Origin of the sequence: Nesterenkonia aurantiaca, assembly GCF_004364585.1 — a bacterium.
Lineage (GTDB): Bacteria > Actinomycetota > Actinomycetes > Actinomycetales > Micrococcaceae > Nesterenkonia > Nesterenkonia aurantiaca.
In genome coordinates, this window is record NZ_SOAN01000006.1 from 186,252 (window position 1) to 200,566 (window position 14,315).

Consider the following 14,315-nt stretch of genomic DNA (forward strand, 5'->3'; position numbering starts at 1 on the left):
AGAGAAGGAAAGCAATGGAAGCCAAGGCAATTGCGCGCTACCTGCGTGTGACGCCTATGAAGGCCCGGCGCGTCGTCGACCTTGTCCGCGGCAAGCAGGCCAACGAAGCACTGGCAATTCTGAAGTTCGCCCCTCAGGGCGCTACAGAGCCGGTGGCCAAGGTGGTCGCTTCTGCGCTGGCGAATGCTCGCCAGCACGCAGACAAGGAAGGAGTCGCCTTTAACGAGGACGCCTTCTTCATCACCGAGGCACGCGTCGATGAAGGCCCGACCATGAAGCGGTTCCGTCCCAGGGCTCAAGGCCGGGCGTTCCGCATCAACAAGCGCACCAGCCACGTGACCATCGTGGTCGGCGCCGAAGAGAAAGGTGGGGATCAGTAGTGGGACAGAAGATCAACCCCAATGGTTTCCGTCTGGGCATCACCACTGACCACGTTTCGCACTGGTACGCCGACTCGACCAAGGCCGGTCAGCGTTACAAGGACTTCGTGAAAGAGGATGTCCAGATTCGTGAACTCCTGGCCAAGTCCGTGGAGCGCGCCGGCATCTCGAAGGTTGAGATCGAGCGCACCCGCGATCGTGTCCGGGTGGATATCCACACGGCACGGCCAGGCATCGTCATCGGTCGCCGCGGCGCCGAGGCGGACCGGATCCGCAGCGAGCTGGAGAAGCTCACCGCCAAGCAGATCCAGCTGAACATCCTCGAGGTCAAGAGCCCCGAGACCGATGCTCAGCTGGTCGCCCAGGGTGTTGCCGAGCAGCTCGCCGCTCGTGTGGCGTTCCGCCGCGCGATGAAGAAGGTCATCACCTCGGCGATGCGTTCAGGGGCAAAGGGTATTCGTATCCAGTGCGCCGGACGCCTCGGCGGTGCAGAGATGTCCCGCTCCGAGTTCTACCGCGAAGGTCGCGTTCCGCTGCACACCCTGCGCGCGAACATCGACTTCGGCAAGCACGAGGCCAAGACCACCTTCGGCCGCATCGGCGTGAAGGTCTGGGTCTACAAGGGCGATCTCACCGCCAAGGAGCTCGCCGCGCAGCAGGCTGCACAGCCTTCAGGTCGCGGTGGAGCCCGTGGTGGTCGTGGTGGACCCCGCGGAGGCGGCGAAGAGCGTCGTCGTCGTGGCCCGGGCCGCGGTCGTGAAGCTGGTGCCCAGGCACCCGCCGAAGCCGGATCTGGTGCTGAGGGAGGGCAGAACTGATGTTGATGCCCCGCCGAGTCAAGTACCGCAAGCCGCACCGGCCCAAGCGCCGCGGGCGGGCCAAGGGTGGAACCGAGCTCGCCTTCGGCGAGTACGGCATCCAGGCCCTTGATCCCGCCTACGTGACGAACCGCCAGATCGAATCTGCGCGTATCGCCATGACCCGCCACATCAAGCGTGGCGGCAAGGTCTGGATCAACATCTACCCGGACCAGCCGCTCACAAAGAAGCCTGCCGAGGTCCGCATGGGCTCCGGCAAGGGTTCCCCTGAGTGGTGGATCGCCAACGTCAAGCCCGGACGGATCATGTTCGAGCTGTCCGGTGTCACGGAGGAAGTCGCCAAAGAGGCGCTCCGCCTGGCAATCCACAAGCTGCCCATGAGGGCACGCGTGATCAGCCGAGAGAGTGGTGAGTGACAATGGCAGTTGGAACCAAAGAGCTGACCGTTGAGAAGCTCGCAGAGATGGACTCAGCAGGCCTTGCAGAGGCGCTGCGCTCTTCCAAGGAAGAGCTGTTCAACCTCCGCTTCCAGTCCGCCACCGGCCAGCTGGAGAGCTCCAGCCGGTTGAAGGACATCAAGCGCGACATCGCCCGGATCTACACCGTGGTGCGTGAGCGGGAGCTGGGCATTCGTGAGAATGTCGATGCCGCTTCGGACTCCTCGGATTCGGCTGATGAGCAGAACGAGAAGAAGACTGAGGACTGAGCATGAGTGAAGCAACTGCAGAGACCCGCAATGACCGCAAGACCCTGCGCGGCGTCGTCGTCTCCGACAAGATGAATAAAACCATCGTCGTCGAGGTCGAGGACCGTCGTAAGCATGGTCTCTACGGCAAGATCATGAAGCGGCACACGAAGTTCATGGCTCACGACGAGACCGAGCAGGCAGGCATCGGCGACACCGTGGTGATCGCCGAGACCCGTCCGCTGTCCGCAGCCAAGCGCTGGCGGCTGGCCGAGATCGTCGAAAAGGCCGAGTGATCCCACGCCGAAGCGGATCGGCAGCAGCTGCTGCCGCTCCGCTCGGCGTGCACCACTACGCGTGCCGTCAAGGGCCCGACTCCTGCACCCCCGGTGCAGAAGTTGGGCCCTTGGCGTCTCTCGTGTAGGATATTGAGGCTGTGCGCCCTTGTAGATGAGGCTATCCACCTCAGAGGACAGCGCACGTCCCCGAAAGGGCCTCCCGAGGCCCCGGGAAACGCCGCCTCGGCCATGCATTCAACTGCCCGTCCCTCACGGGATGGAGAGTGTGTGGGTAAGCGGCCAGGGGACTTGTCAGGTAAGTCGGACCACAGGCCTGCAGCGGTTTGATCGCCGCAGCGGGTGTCCGACTCAGGCTAGAAGTTCCACAAGGCTCGGCACGAGTCCGAGAACCAGTGAGACGACAGGAGAAAACAAGTGATTCAACAGGAATCGCGGCTCAAGATCGCCGACAACACCGGTGCCAAGGAAGTCCTTGTCATCCGGGTGCTCGGTGGATCGGGACGCCGCTATGCAGGTATCGGCGACACATTCGTCGCCACCGTCAAGGACGCAATTCCGGGCGGCAACGTCAAGAAGGGCGACGTCATCAAGGCTGTTGTCGTGCGCACCAAGAAGAAGATCCGTCGTAACGACGGGTCCTACATCAGCTTCGACGAGAACGCTGCTGTGATCCTCAAGGGTGAGACTCCTGAGCCGCGCGGAACCCGTATCTTCGGGCCCGTCGGTCGCGAGCTGCGCGAGAAGAAGTTCATGAAGATCGTCTCGCTCGCTCCGGAGGTGCTCTGACTCATGGCCAAGATCAAGAAGGACGACCTCGTCCAGATCCTCACCGGTAAAGACAAGGGCAAGCAGGGCAAGGTCCTGCAGGTCCTGCCAGCCAAGGAGCGCGTCCTCGTCGAGGGCGTCAACCGCGTCAAGCGCCACCTCCGTGCCGGCCAGTTCGGCAGCACCGAGGGCGGCATCGTGGAGTCTGAGGCTGCTATCCACATCTCCAACGTCGCTGTGGTCGACCCCGAGACGGGCAAGCCCACTCGCGTCGGCTACCGGCAGGAGACCGTGGAGCGGGATGGCGTCAGCAAGACCGTGCGCATCCGCTTCGCCAAAGCTTCCGGAAAGGACCTGTGATGACTGAGGTTCAGAGCGAGACTGAGAAGACCACCCCCCGGCTCAAGGGCAAGTACCGCGCAGAGATCCGCTCCACGCTGCAGGAGGAGTTCGGATACTCCAACGTCATGGAGGTCCCCGGCCTGGTCAAGGTCGTGGTCAACATGGGCGTCGGCGAGGCGGCTCGTGACTCCAAGCTCATCCAGGGCGCCATCGAGGATCTGACCAAGATCACCGGTCAGAAGCCCAAGGTGACTCGCGCCCGGAAGTCCATCGCCCAGTTCAAGCTGCGCGAAGGACAGCCGATCGGCACGCACACCACGCTGCGCGGCGATCGCATGTGGGAGTTCGTGGACCGCCTGGTGACCCTGGCGCTGCCCCGTATCCGCGACTTCCGCGGACTCAGCGGCAAGCAGTTCGACGGCAACGGCAACTACACCTTCGGTCTGACCGAACAGTCGGTGTTCCACGAGATCGATCAGGACAAGATCGATCGGCCTCGCGGCATGGACATCACCGTGGTGACCACCGCAAAGACTGACGAGGAAGGCCGCGCGCTGCTCAAGGCGCTGGGCTTCCCCTTCAAGACCGAATAACAGCAACTACGCCGCAGGTCCTTTCACCAAAGGTTCCGACTCCTTCCGATTCATCTCGGAGGATCGAGTTCCTTCGGAGATCTGAAACCACGGCGAGGAAGGGCAGAAGCCCCTCATGACAATGACTGACCCCGTCGCAGACATGCTGACCCGTCTGCGCAATGCCAACTCGGCTTTCCACGATCAGGTCTCAATGCCCAGCTCCAAGCTGAAGGTTCGCTTGGCTGACATCCTGAAGGCGGAAGGCTACATCTCCGAATGGCGCGAAGAGGAGGCCGAGGTCGGCAAGACCCTGGCCATCGACCTCAAGTTCGGCCCGAACCGTGAGCGTTCGATCGCCGGCCTGCGCCGCATCTCCAAGCCCGGTCTCCGGGTCTACGCGAAGTCCACGAACCTCCCGCACGTCTTGGGCGGCCTCGGCATCGCGATCCTGTCCACGTCCTCCGGTCTCCTCACAGACCGGCAGGCAGCCAAGAAGGGTGTAGGTGGGGAAGTCCTCGCCTACGTCTGGTAACCGGAAGGAGTCGAAGCACTATGTCACGCATCGGTCGTCTTCCGATCACCATCCCTGCCGGCGTCGAGGTCAAGCTGGAAGGTCGCCAGGTCTCCGTCAAGGGGCCCAAGGGCGAACTCTCCCGCACGCTTGCCGAAGGCATCACCGTCTCAGAAGAGGACGGCACCCTTACGGTGTCCCGTCCCAACGATGAGCGCGAATCGCGCTCACTCCACGGCCTGACCCGCACCCTGATCAACAACATGATCATCGGTGTCACCGAGGGCTACTCCAAGAAGCTCGAGATCGTCGGCACCGGTTACCGCGTGCTGGCGAAGGGCTCGGACCTGGAGTTCGCACTCGGCTACTCGCACCCGGTTCCGGTGAAGGCCCCTCAGGGCATCACCTTCGAGGTTGCGAGCGCCACCAAGCTGTCTGTCAGCGGAATCGACAAGCAGCAGGTCGGCGAGGTCGCCGCCAACATCCGCAAACTGCGCAGGCCTGACCCGTACAAGGGCAAGGGCGTGCGTTACGAGGGCGAGCAGGTTCGCCGCAAGGCTGGAAAGGCAGGTAAGTAAACCATGGCTATTGGTATCAAGGGCAAGTCCAAGTCCGCTGCCCGCGGCCGCCGCCACCTGCGCCTGCGCAAGAAGCTCAACGGCTCCGCCGAGCGTCCGCGCCTGGTGGTCAACCGCTCTGCTCGTCACATGGTCGCTCAGGTCGTCAACGACCTCGAGGGCACGACCCTGGTCTCCGCCACCACTATGGAGGCAGACCTGCGCAGCTTCGACGGCGATAAGACCGCCAAGGCGAAGAAGATCGGCGAGATGGTGGCCGAGCGCGCCAAGGCTGCCGGCATCGACGCTGTGGTCTTCGACCGCGGCGGCAACAAGTACCACGGTCGCGTGGCAGCCGTCGCCGACGGAGCCCGGGAAGGTGGTCTGAAGCTGTGAGTGAGAACGCAAACAACCCTGAGAAGGACTCGTCTGTGACTGAGGCCAAGGAAACCGCCGCTCCCGAGACTGCATCGCAGACTCAGGCCGCCGGCGAGAAGAGCAATGCTGCCGGCGGTGAGCGTGGCGGCCGCGGTGACAACCGCGGCGGTCGTGGTGCTCGCAGCGAAGGCGGCGGCCGCGGTCGCGGTCGCGGCGGTCGCGAAGAGGAGAAGGACAAGTTCCTCGAGCGCGTCGTGACCATCAACCGCGTCTCCAAGGTCGTCAAGGGTGGTCGACGCTTCAGCTTCACCGCCCTGGTGATCGTCGGAGACGGCGACGGCATGGTCGGTGTCGGCTACGGCAAGGCCAAGGAAGTCCCGGCGGCCATCGCCAAGGGTGTGGAAGAGGCCAAGAAGAGCTTCTTCCGCGTCCCGCGCGTCGGCTCCACCATCCCGCACCTGGTCAAGGGTGAGGATGCTGCCGGCGTCGTCCTGCTTCGTCCGGCCTCACCCGGTACCGGTGTGATCGCCGGCGGTCCGGTCCGCGCAGTCCTGGAGTGCGCAGGCATCCACGACGTGCTGACCAAGTCCATGGGCTCGGTGAACGCCATCAACATCGTTCACGGCACCATCGATGCTCTCAAGCAGCTCGAAGAGCCCGAATCCGTGGCAGCCCGCCGCGGCAAGGCTCTCGACGAGATCGCACCGGCCCGGATGCTGCGCACCATGGCGGCTGACCGCGAAGCCCGTGCACAGAAGGCAGGTGCATGACTTTGCGCAGTACCGTCAATTACAACACCGCGCGCAACCTGAAGGTCGGCGATCACAAGCTCGCCGTCACTCAGGTGAAGTCCCTGATCGGCGCCAACCCCAAGCACCGCGAGACTGTTCGCTCGCTTGGTCTCAAGCGGATCGGCCACACCGTGGTCCGTGAAGCCGACGCCGTGACCGTGGGCATGCTCAACAGTGTGAAGCATCTAGTGCAGGCTGAGGAGGCGAACTAAGGATGCCAGAGAACACCGCTGAAGATTCCAACGTCCTCAAGGTCCACGATCTGCGTCCAGCACGCGGCGCCAAGAAGTCCCGCACCCGTGTGGGACGTGGTGAAGCCTCCAAGGGCAAGACCGCAGGCCGTGGTACCAAGGGCACGAAGGCCCGTTACCAGGTCCGCGCCGGCTTCGAGGGTGGTCAGCTTCCGCTGCACATGCGCCTTCCGAAGCTGCGCGGCTTCAAGAACCCGTTCCGCGTGGAGTACTCGCCGGTCAATCTGACCAAGCTCGGCGAGATGTTCCCCGAGGGCGGCAACGTCGACGCCGATGACCTGATCGCCAGGGGGGCTGCTCGCAAGGGCCGCCCGGTGAAGGTCCTCGGCTCCGGAGAGATCTCCGTGGCCGTGACCGTGAAGGCTCACGCCTTTTCGGCCAGCGCCGAGGAGAAGATCAAGGCTGCCGGTGGTTCCACCGAGCAGCTCCCGCTGAAGGCCGCCTCCAAGCAGGCCTGATCGGCTCTCCATGATCAAGACCCCCGTGGTTCCCACGGGGGTCTTGTCATATCCGGACCGATCCCGGTCCCAGGATTCTTTCCCCGTGCGCACCGCGCGTTAGTATGACTGACTGTGCGGCCGAAGGCCGCGCAACGGCAATTCACGCTTCAGGAGGCCGCTTGTTCAGCGCGATCGCAAGGGTGTTCAAGACACCCGACCTGCGTCGAAAGATCTGGTTCACAATCGCGATCATCGCGATCTACCGCATCGGCGCATTCATCCCGGCACCCGGGGTGGACTACTCAGCAGTGCAACAGTGCCTGGCATTGGGAACCACTGAGGGTGGCCTCTATTCGTTCGTGAACATGTTCTCCGGCGGAGCCATGCTCCAGGTGTCCATCTTCGCGCTGGGGATCATGCCCTACATCACCGCGGCGATCATCGTGCAGCTGCTGCGCGTGGTCATCCCGCGCTTCGAGAACCTCCAGCGAGAGGGCGCACAGGGTCAGTCCAAGCTCACCCAGTACACCCGTTATCTCACCATCGCGCTGGCGCTGCTCAATGCCACCACCCTGGTCTCCATGGCCCGCACCGGAGCCCTGCTGGGCTGTGACATCCCGATCATCACCAACGACGTGCTTCCGGTCGTGCTGCTGATGATCCTGGCGATGGTCACCGGTGTCGCGCTGATCATGTGGCTCGGTGAGCAGATCACCGAACGCGGCGTCGGCAACGGCATGTCCATCCTGATCTTCGTCTCCATCGCCGCGGGCTTCCCCGGCGCCATGGGCGAGATCTGGACCACCCAGGGATGGCGGACCTTCGGCATGGTTATGCTGATCGGTCTGGTCACCATCGCCGCAGTGGTCTTCGTCGAGCAGTCCCAGCGCCGCGTGCCGGTGCAGTACGCCAAGCGCCAGGTGGGCCGGCGCACCGTCGGCGGGACCTCCACCTACATCCCGATCAAGGTCAACATGGCCGGCGTCATCCCGGTCATCTTCGCCTCCTCGGTGCTGATGCTTCCCTCGGTGCTGGCACAGTTCAACCAGCCCGGACCCGGCGACGAGCCCTCGGCGTTCATCCAGTTCATCCAGACGTACTTCGTCGGCGGCACCCATCCGCTGTACATGGCCGCGTTCTTCCTGATGACCATCTTCTTCACCTACTTCTACGTCACGATCACGTTCAACCCGAACGAGGTCGCCGAGAACATGCGCAAGTTCGGCGGGTTCATCCCCGGCATCCGCGCGGGCAAACCCACCGAGAGCTACCTGGCCTATGTGATCTCCCGGATCACCTTCCCCGGCGCGCTCTACCTGGGCCTGATCGCGCTGATTCCGCTGATCGCCTTCGTGCTGATCGGTGCGAACCAGAACTTCCCATTTGGCGGCACCTCGATCCTGATCATGGTCGGCGTGGGACTCACCACGGTGAAACAGATCAACGCACAGATGGAACAACGGAACTATGAAGGGTTGCTGCGATGACGCGCATGTTGATAGTTGGACCCGCCGGTTCAGGCAAGGGCACCCAGTCGAAGCGGATCTCCGAGGACCTCGGGATCGTCGCCATCTCCACCGGTGACATCTTCCGAGTGAACATCAAGGAGCAGACCGAGCTCGGACGCGAGGCTCAGCGCTACGTGGACGCCGGCGACCTGGTGCCGGACTCCGTCACCAATCGAATGGTCGAAGATCGCCTCACCTGGGCGGACGCCAAGAACGGCTTCCTGCTCGACGGGTATCCGCGCAACCGCACGCAGGTCGCCGCACTGGACGAGATGCTCTCACGTCTCGACGTGAGCCTCGACGTGGTCCTGGAGCTCACCGCGGACCGCGAGGAGCTGATCCTTCGGCTCAAGAAGCGCGCGGAGATCGAAGGCCGAGAGGACGATGCGGACGAAGCCGCCATTCGTCGTCGACTGGAGATCTTCGAGTCCGAGACCGCGCCGATGATCGCGGAGTACGAATCACGCGGACTCGTGCGCCGAGTCGACGGGCTGGGTCCGATGGACGAGGTCAACGCACGCATCATGGAAGCCCTGAAGCCCTGATGTTCTCGCGCACCCGCATCGAGCTGAAGTCCGAGGAGCAGCTGCGCCATATGGCCGCCGCAGGTGCGATCCTCAACGAGGCTCTTGAGGCCACGCTCGCCGCGGCCGCCCCGGGGGTGAGCACCGGCGCGCTCAATGACGTGTTCGCCGAGATCATCACCGCCCGTGGCGCGAAGCCGAACTTCTTGAACTACCACGGGTTCCCCGGCTATATCTGCGCCTCCGTCAACGAGGAGGTCGTCCACGGCATTCCGGGGGAGCGGGTCCTCGCACCCGGGGATGTGCTCAAGATCGACGGCGGGTGCATCATCGAGGGCTGGCACTCGGACTCGGCGCGCACCCGCATCCTGGGCTCATCCCAGGAGGGCACCGCAGATCCCGAGGACGAACGGCTCTCGGCGGTCACCGAGGCGGCGATGTGGCGTGGGATCGCGGCCTTCGCGACCGCCAAGACCACCGGAGAGATCGGCGAGGCCATTGAGGACTATGTGTCCGCCCAGCCCGGCAAGAAGCTCGGCATCCTGGAGGACTACGTGGGCCACGGCATCGGCTCGCAGATGCACATGCCCCCGGATGTGTTCAACTACTCCACCGGCACCAAGGGCACGAAGATCCGCGCCGGCATGGCGCTGGCCATCGAGCCGATGCTCACCCGTGGTGGCATCGAGACCAAGGTCCTGGACGATGACTGGACCGTGGTGACCAGCGACGGCTCCCGAGCCAGCCAATGGGAGCACTCGGTGGCCCGCCACGAAGAGGGCATCTGGGTGTTGACCGCCGCAGACGGCGGGGCCGCTGCGCTGGGACCCCTGGGCGTGACGCCCGTGCCGCTGCCCGCGGCCTGAACCGGTCCGGAGCCTCGGCGCAGTCCGAGGTCCGGTGTGGCAGGATCCCGAAGTTGTCCAGGGCGAACCCGTCCTGTAGGCTTTACTGCTGGTTGTCTCTGTCGTTCTGCGTGCCTGCATCCAGTGCCTGTACGCGGAAGTCTGAGACGCCGCAGCAATCGAATCAGACCCCTGGGTCGCCCGAGATGGCACTGCGCCGCAGTGTCGGCATCGGAGGCCTCGGGGGTCGCGAACGGTATGTGGAGCATATGGGTAAAAAAGAAGGCGTCATCGAAGTAGAGGGCCGGGTTTCTGAAGCTCTGCCGAATGCAATGTTCCGCGTACGTCTGGAGAACGAGCACGTCGTCCTCGCGACCATTTCGGGCAAGATGCGCCAGCACTACATTCGCATCCTCCCCGAGGATCGCGTAGTGGTGGAGATGAGCCCGTATGACCTCAACCGTGGGCGCATCGTCTACCGCTATAAGTGAGCAGACGAACGCGTCGGTCAACGTAAAAACCTGTCGCACGCGACCGAATAAGAGGAGAACCCATGAAGGTTCAGCCGAGCGTGAAGCAGATCTGCACCGACTGCAAAGTCATCCGCCGCAGCGGCGTGATCCGCGTGATCTGCAAGTCAAACCCACGCCACAAGCAGCGCCAGGGCTGAGTCCTTCACTTACACCTGTAAGTGAGGGCGCACCCGCGCTGGACAGCTCACATCATATGCAGTGCAGCCCGTCACTGAGCTGGACGGGCACACCCCCGGTTTCCGAAGGCCGGGGACCCGCTGATGACATCACCTCCGATGTCGGACCACACCGGTCCCAGAGGGAATTGCACTGCTGAAGACCTTCGGAATACAACAAGGAGGACTGCCACTGTGGCACGTCTGGCAGGTGTAGACATCCCGCGCGAAAAGCGCACGGTGATCGCACTCACTTATATCTACGGCGTCGGGCGCACCAGCGCCGAAGCAGCCGTTGAAGCAACCGGTATCGAAGCAGGTACCCGCGTGAAGGATCTGACTGATGATCAGCTGATCTCTCTGCGTGACTACATCGAGAGCAATCTCACCGTCGAGGGTGACCTTCGTCGTGAGGTCGCTGCTGACATCCGCCGCAAGGTCGAGATCGGCTCCTACGAAGGTATCCGCCACCGTCGCGGCCTTCCGGTCCGCGGTCAGCGCACCAAGACCAACGCTCGTACCCGCAAGGGCTCGAAGAAGACCGTCGCAGGTAAGAAGAAGTAGTTCAGCAGCGCCGACTCGCAGCGAGTCAGCAGTTGATCCGAAGAACTTAGTCACGGAGAAGAAATGCCACCAAAGTCACGCGCAGCGGCACGCAAACCGCGCCGCAAAGTCAGCAAGAACATCACCCAGGGTCAGGCTCACATCAAGTCGACCTTCAACAACACCATCGTCTCCATCACCGATCCCCAGGGCGCCGTCGTGTCCTGGGCGTCCTCAGGTGAGGTCGGATTCAAGGGTTCACGCAAGTCCACTCCCTTCGCCGCACAGCTGGCCGCAGAGCAGGCCGCCAAGCGGGCACAGGAGCACGGGATGAAGAAGGTCGAGGTCTTCGTCAAGGGACCCGGTTCGGGACGCGAGACCGCGATCCGCTCGCTGCAGGCCGCAGGCCTCGAGGTCGGCTCCATCTCGGACGTCACCCCGAGCGCGCACAACGGCTGCCGCCCGCCCAAGCGCCGTCGCGTCTGAGCGAGAACTTCTTTACAAGACATTAGAGCCTGCCCCCGGCCGCAACGCCGGGGGCAGGCCGAGCATCATTACTCAGTGAGAATGCGTCATATAGCGGACGCACTCTGAAAGGAACAATCAGTGCTCATTGCACAGCGCCCCACGCTGACCGAAGAAGTTGTCGCCGACAATCGCTCCCGCTTCGTCATCGAGCCCCTCGAGCCGGGCTTCGGCTACACCCTCGGCAACTCCATGCGCCGCACCCTGCTCTCCTCCATCCCCGGTGCGGCCGTCACCAGCGTCCGGATCGACGGTGTGCTCCACGAGTTCACCACCATCGCCGGCACCAAGGAAGACGTCACCGAGCTCATCCTGAACGTGAAGCGGCTCTCGGTCTCTTCCGAGCATGACGAGCCCGTGGTCGCCTACCTCCGCAAGGAGGGCCCCGGTCCTGTGACCGCGGCCGACATCACTCCGCCAGCAGGCGTGGAGTTCCACAACCCGGAGCTGCACCTCGCCACGCTGAACGAGCACGGCAAGCTCGACATGGAGCTGACCGTGGAACGCGGCCGCGGCTACGTCTCGGCGGCACAGAACAAGATGGCTGACGCCGAGATCGGCCGGATCCCGGTCGACTCCATCTACTCCCCGGTCCTGAAGGTCTCCTTCAAGGTCGAGGCGACTCGTGTGGAGCAGCGCACCGACTTCGACAAGCTCACCGTCGACGTCGAGACCAAGCCGTCCATGGAGCCCCGCGATGCCCTGGCATCGGCAGGCACCACCCTGGTCGAGCTGTTCTCGCTGGCTCGCGAGCTCAACGTGGCCGCCGAGGGCATCGAGATCGGCCCCTCGCCGACCGACGCCGCACTGGCCGCCGACATGGCTCTGCCCATCGAGGATCTGGAACTGACCGTGCGGTCCTACAACTGCCTCAAGCGCGAGGGCATCCACAGCGTGGGTGAACTCGTGGCTCGTTCCGAGGCCGATCTGATGGACATCCGCAACTTCGGTGCCAAGTCCATCGACGAGGTCAAGGACAAGCTCGTCGAGCTTGGCCTGAGCCTCAAGGACTCCCCGGCAGGCTTCGACCCGACCGCGGCTCGCTTCCAGGAAGCTGGCGACGAGGACTACGTCGAAGAAGAGCAGCAGCGGTTCTGAAGAACTGCGGCCCACGACAACTATTCGCGCTGACGTTCAACTGAACTGACTGCGCACCACTCAAGGAGAACCAGACCATGCCTACCCCCACCAAGGGTCCGCGCCTGGGCGGCAGCCCGTCGCACGAGAAGATGATGTTGGCGAACCTTTCCGCCAACCTGTTCGAGCACCGCTCGATCACCACCACGCTGACCAAGGCCAAGCGCCTGCGCCCCTATGCGGAGCGTCTGATCACGATGGCGAAGCAGGGCGACATCGCCGCCCGTCGCCGCGTGGTCGGCAAGATCAGCGCCAACAGCGCGACCAACCAGGCGATCGTCCACGAGCTGTTCACCGTCATCGCCCCGGCCATGGCCGAGCGCGAAGGCGGCTACACCCGGATCGTGAAGATCGGCAACCGCAAGGGCGACAACGCCCCGATGGCTGTCATCGAGCTCGTCATGGAGCCGGTCTCGCCGAAGCAGGCAGTGGTCAAGGAGGCCGAACAGGCCACCGCGACCCCCGCCCAGAAGCCGGCCGAGGCCACTGAGGCCGAGACCACAGAGGCTGAGGCCACAGAGGCTGAGGCCACAGAGGCTGGGGCCACTGAGGCCGAGACCACTGAGGCTGAGGCCACTGAGGCCGAGGGCCAGAAGTAGACCTCACAGCACGCACCGCTCAGGCGCCCCCGATCTCACCGATCGCGGGCGCCTGACGTGTCTGTGTCCAGATCCACACCGCATTCAACCGCGAATCTCGCATGGACAGAGGGGAGCCCATGAGCCTGCGCGAAGACCCCCAGGCCCCGACCATGCGGGTGCGCCTGGACATGGCCTATGACGGAAGCGCCTTCCACGGGTGGGCGATGCAGCCTGGGCTGCGCACCGTCGAAGGTGCCCTGCGCTTGGGGCTGGCGACCCTGCTTCGACGCGAGGTGCCGCTGATCGTGGCCGGGCGCACCGACGCCGGCGTCCACGCTCGAGGCCAGGTGGTCCACCTGGACCTGACCGAAGCCGAGTACGCCCAGCTGGGTCGAGATCATTGGATCGCCCCGGAGGAAGCGCTGGTGCGGCGGCTGACCGGGGTGCTGCACGGTGAGCGCGGAGCCGTCGTCGTCTTCGCCGCCGCCGTCGTGCCGCAGGACTTCGACGCCAGATTCTCCGCGCTGAGCCGCACCTACCGCTACCGGATCGCTGATGCTCCGGCCCGCCGGGACCCGCTGCGCCGGGTCGACACGGCCTGGCACCGGGTGCCGCTGGACGCCGAGCTGATGCGGCTCGAGGCGGCCTCAGCGGCCGGGCTCCTGGACTACGGAAGCTTCTGCCGGCCTCGGGAGCGCAGCACCACGATCCGGGAGCTGCATGACTTCAGCATCCGCCGCGACGTCGACGGGGTGATCATCGCCGAGCTCACCGCCGATGCGTTCTGCCACCATATGGTGCGCGCCCTGATGGGGGCCTGCCTGGACGTGGGGGAGGGGCGCCGGGCCCCCGGCTGGCTGATGCGCCGGCTCCAGGAGCCGATCTGGGACCAGCGGGTCCGACTGGCCCCACCAGGTGGCCTGGTCCTGGAGTCCGTCGCGTATCCGCCAGACGAGCAGCTGGGCCGCCGTGCGGCGCAGACCCGAGCGCGCCGGCAGCGCGCTGAACAGGACGATTAGCCCAGCCCTGATGTGATCTCAAGCACAGCAGGATATCGTGTCAGACAGGTCGTTGCACCCCGGATGCCCTGTCAGTGCTGGGCGGGGGAGCCGTCTCACGGCTACCCTCGCAGCCTGCGGCAGAGTCCCGGGGTGGCGTGGAACACGGTTGAG

At 64.3% G+C, this 14,315-nt stretch carries 24 protein-coding genes; all 24 read left to right on the top strand.

The features are described 5' to 3' along the window. Nucleotides 1-14 precede the first annotated feature (14 nt). The 24 genes from rplV to EV640_RS09310 all read left to right on the top strand — a co-directional run bounded on the left by rplV (nt 15) and on the right by EV640_RS09310 (nt 14,162). Nucleotides 15-380, top strand: coding sequence for a 50S ribosomal protein L22 (gene rplV, locus EV640_RS09195; RefSeq protein WP_036473246.1), 366 nt, complete (start codon nt 15-17; stop codon nt 378-380). Further along, entirely contained in the window at nt 380-1,198 is an 819-nt protein-coding gene (gene rpsC / locus EV640_RS09200; RefSeq protein ID WP_133726319.1) for a 30S ribosomal protein S3, read from the top strand. Before rplV ends, rpsC begins: the two co-directional genes overlap by 1 nt. Beyond that, nucleotides 1,198-1,614 carry a 50S ribosomal protein L16 gene (gene rplP / locus EV640_RS09205; protein WP_036473248.1) on the top strand — a complete coding sequence of 139 codons (417 nt, stop codon included), beginning with the start codon at nt 1,198-1,200 and terminating at the stop codon, nt 1,612-1,614. Before rpsC ends, rplP begins: the two co-directional genes overlap by 1 nt. Nucleotides 1,615-1,616: 2 nt before the next feature. Then, nucleotides 1,617-1,904 carry a 50S ribosomal protein L29 gene (gene rpmC, locus EV640_RS09210; RefSeq protein WP_036473250.1) on the top strand — a complete coding sequence of 96 codons (288 nt, stop codon included), beginning with the start codon at nt 1,617-1,619 and terminating at the stop codon, nt 1,902-1,904. A 2-nt stretch (nt 1,905-1,906) separates the two neighbouring features. After that, a complete protein-coding gene (gene rpsQ, locus EV640_RS09215) occupies nt 1,907-2,179 on the top strand; it encodes a 30S ribosomal protein S17 (protein WP_051500775.1) in 273 nt (90 codons plus the stop codon). A gap of 417 nt (nt 2,180-2,596) precedes the next feature. Further along, entirely contained in the window at nt 2,597-2,968 is a 372-nt protein-coding gene (gene rplN, locus EV640_RS09220; protein WP_036473253.1) for a 50S ribosomal protein L14, read from the top strand. A gap of 3 nt (nt 2,969-2,971) precedes the next feature. Next, nucleotides 2,972-3,307: a 50S ribosomal protein L24 gene (gene rplX, locus EV640_RS09225; protein ID WP_036473254.1), complete on the top strand. Its 336-nt coding sequence runs from the start codon at nt 2,972-2,974 to the stop codon at nt 3,305-3,307. After that, complete coding sequence (gene rplE, locus EV640_RS09230) at nt 3,307-3,882, top strand: 50S ribosomal protein L5 (protein WP_036473255.1); 576 nt, start codon at nt 3,307-3,309, stop codon at nt 3,880-3,882. The genes rplX and rplE overlap by 1 nt, the downstream gene beginning before the upstream one ends. A gap of 115 nt (nt 3,883-3,997) precedes the next feature. After that, nucleotides 3,998-4,396 carry a 30S ribosomal protein S8 gene (gene rpsH / locus EV640_RS09235; protein WP_036473257.1) on the top strand — a complete coding sequence of 133 codons (399 nt, stop codon included), beginning with the start codon at nt 3,998-4,000 and terminating at the stop codon, nt 4,394-4,396. A gap of 20 nt (nt 4,397-4,416) precedes the next feature. After that, a complete protein-coding gene (gene rplF / locus EV640_RS09240; RefSeq protein WP_036473258.1) occupies nt 4,417-4,953 on the top strand; it encodes a 50S ribosomal protein L6 in 537 nt (178 codons plus the stop codon). A 3-nt stretch (nt 4,954-4,956) separates the two neighbouring features. Then, nucleotides 4,957-5,328, top strand: a complete 372-nt coding sequence (gene rplR / locus EV640_RS09245; protein ID WP_036473259.1) for a 50S ribosomal protein L18 — start codon at nt 4,957-4,959, stop codon at nt 5,326-5,328. After that, the gene (gene rpsE / locus EV640_RS09250; RefSeq protein WP_036473261.1) at nt 5,325-6,080 is read left to right on the top strand and encodes a 30S ribosomal protein S5; all 756 of its coding nucleotides are present in this window, start codon (nt 5,325-5,327) and stop codon (nt 6,078-6,080) included. Before rplR ends, rpsE begins: the two co-directional genes overlap by 4 nt. Then, nucleotides 6,077-6,313: a 50S ribosomal protein L30 gene (gene rpmD / locus EV640_RS09255; protein WP_036473262.1), complete on the top strand. Its 237-nt coding sequence runs from the start codon at nt 6,077-6,079 to the stop codon at nt 6,311-6,313. Before rpsE ends, rpmD begins: the two co-directional genes overlap by 4 nt. A gap of 2 nt (nt 6,314-6,315) precedes the next feature. Continuing rightward, the gene (rplO, locus tag EV640_RS09260) at nt 6,316-6,810 is read left to right on the top strand and encodes a 50S ribosomal protein L15 (RefSeq protein ID WP_036473263.1); all 495 of its coding nucleotides are present in this window, start codon (nt 6,316-6,318) and stop codon (nt 6,808-6,810) included. Nucleotides 6,811-6,971: 161 nt separating this feature from the next. Beyond that, nucleotides 6,972-8,279, top strand: a complete 1,308-nt coding sequence (secY, locus tag EV640_RS09265; protein WP_036473264.1) for a preprotein translocase subunit SecY — start codon at nt 6,972-6,974, stop codon at nt 8,277-8,279. Continuing rightward, entirely contained in the window at nt 8,276-8,845 is a 570-nt protein-coding gene (locus EV640_RS09270; RefSeq protein ID WP_036473265.1) for an adenylate kinase, read from the top strand. Before secY ends, EV640_RS09270 begins: the two co-directional genes overlap by 4 nt. Beyond that, nucleotides 8,842-9,690, top strand: coding sequence for a type I methionyl aminopeptidase (gene map / locus EV640_RS09275; RefSeq protein ID WP_036473266.1), 849 nt, complete (start codon nt 8,842-8,844; stop codon nt 9,688-9,690). Before EV640_RS09270 ends, map begins: the two co-directional genes overlap by 4 nt. 248 nt (nt 9,691-9,938) lie before the next feature. Then, on the top strand, nt 9,939-10,160 hold the full coding sequence (gene infA / locus EV640_RS09280; RefSeq protein WP_036473267.1) for a translation initiation factor IF-1: 222 nt from the start codon (nt 9,939-9,941) through the stop codon (nt 10,158-10,160). 62 nt (nt 10,161-10,222) lie between these two features. Beyond that, entirely contained in the window at nt 10,223-10,339 is a 117-nt protein-coding gene (rpmJ, locus tag EV640_RS09285; protein WP_036473268.1) for a 50S ribosomal protein L36, read from the top strand. 213 nt (nt 10,340-10,552) lie between these two features. Then, a complete protein-coding gene (gene rpsM / locus EV640_RS09290) occupies nt 10,553-10,921 on the top strand; it encodes a 30S ribosomal protein S13 (protein WP_036473269.1) in 369 nt (122 codons plus the stop codon). A 63-nt stretch (nt 10,922-10,984) separates the two neighbouring features. Beyond that, nucleotides 10,985-11,386 (top strand): 30S ribosomal protein S11, encoded by a 402-nt coding sequence (gene rpsK, locus EV640_RS09295; RefSeq protein ID WP_036473271.1) that lies wholly within the window; start codon nt 10,985-10,987, stop codon nt 11,384-11,386. Between the two features lie 120 nt (nt 11,387-11,506). After that, nucleotides 11,507-12,523 (top strand): DNA-directed RNA polymerase subunit alpha, encoded by a 1,017-nt coding sequence (locus EV640_RS09300; RefSeq protein ID WP_036473272.1) that lies wholly within the window; start codon nt 11,507-11,509, stop codon nt 12,521-12,523. 77 nt (nt 12,524-12,600) lie between these two features. Further along, on the top strand, nt 12,601-13,161 hold the full coding sequence (gene rplQ / locus EV640_RS09305; RefSeq protein WP_133726320.1) for a 50S ribosomal protein L17: 561 nt from the start codon (nt 12,601-12,603) through the stop codon (nt 13,159-13,161). 119 nt (nt 13,162-13,280) lie between these two features. Continuing rightward, on the top strand, nt 13,281-14,162 hold the full coding sequence (locus EV640_RS09310; RefSeq protein WP_133726321.1) for a tRNA pseudouridine synthase A: 882 nt from the start codon (nt 13,281-13,283) through the stop codon (nt 14,160-14,162). The last annotated feature ends 153 nt before the right edge of the window (nt 14,163-14,315 follow it).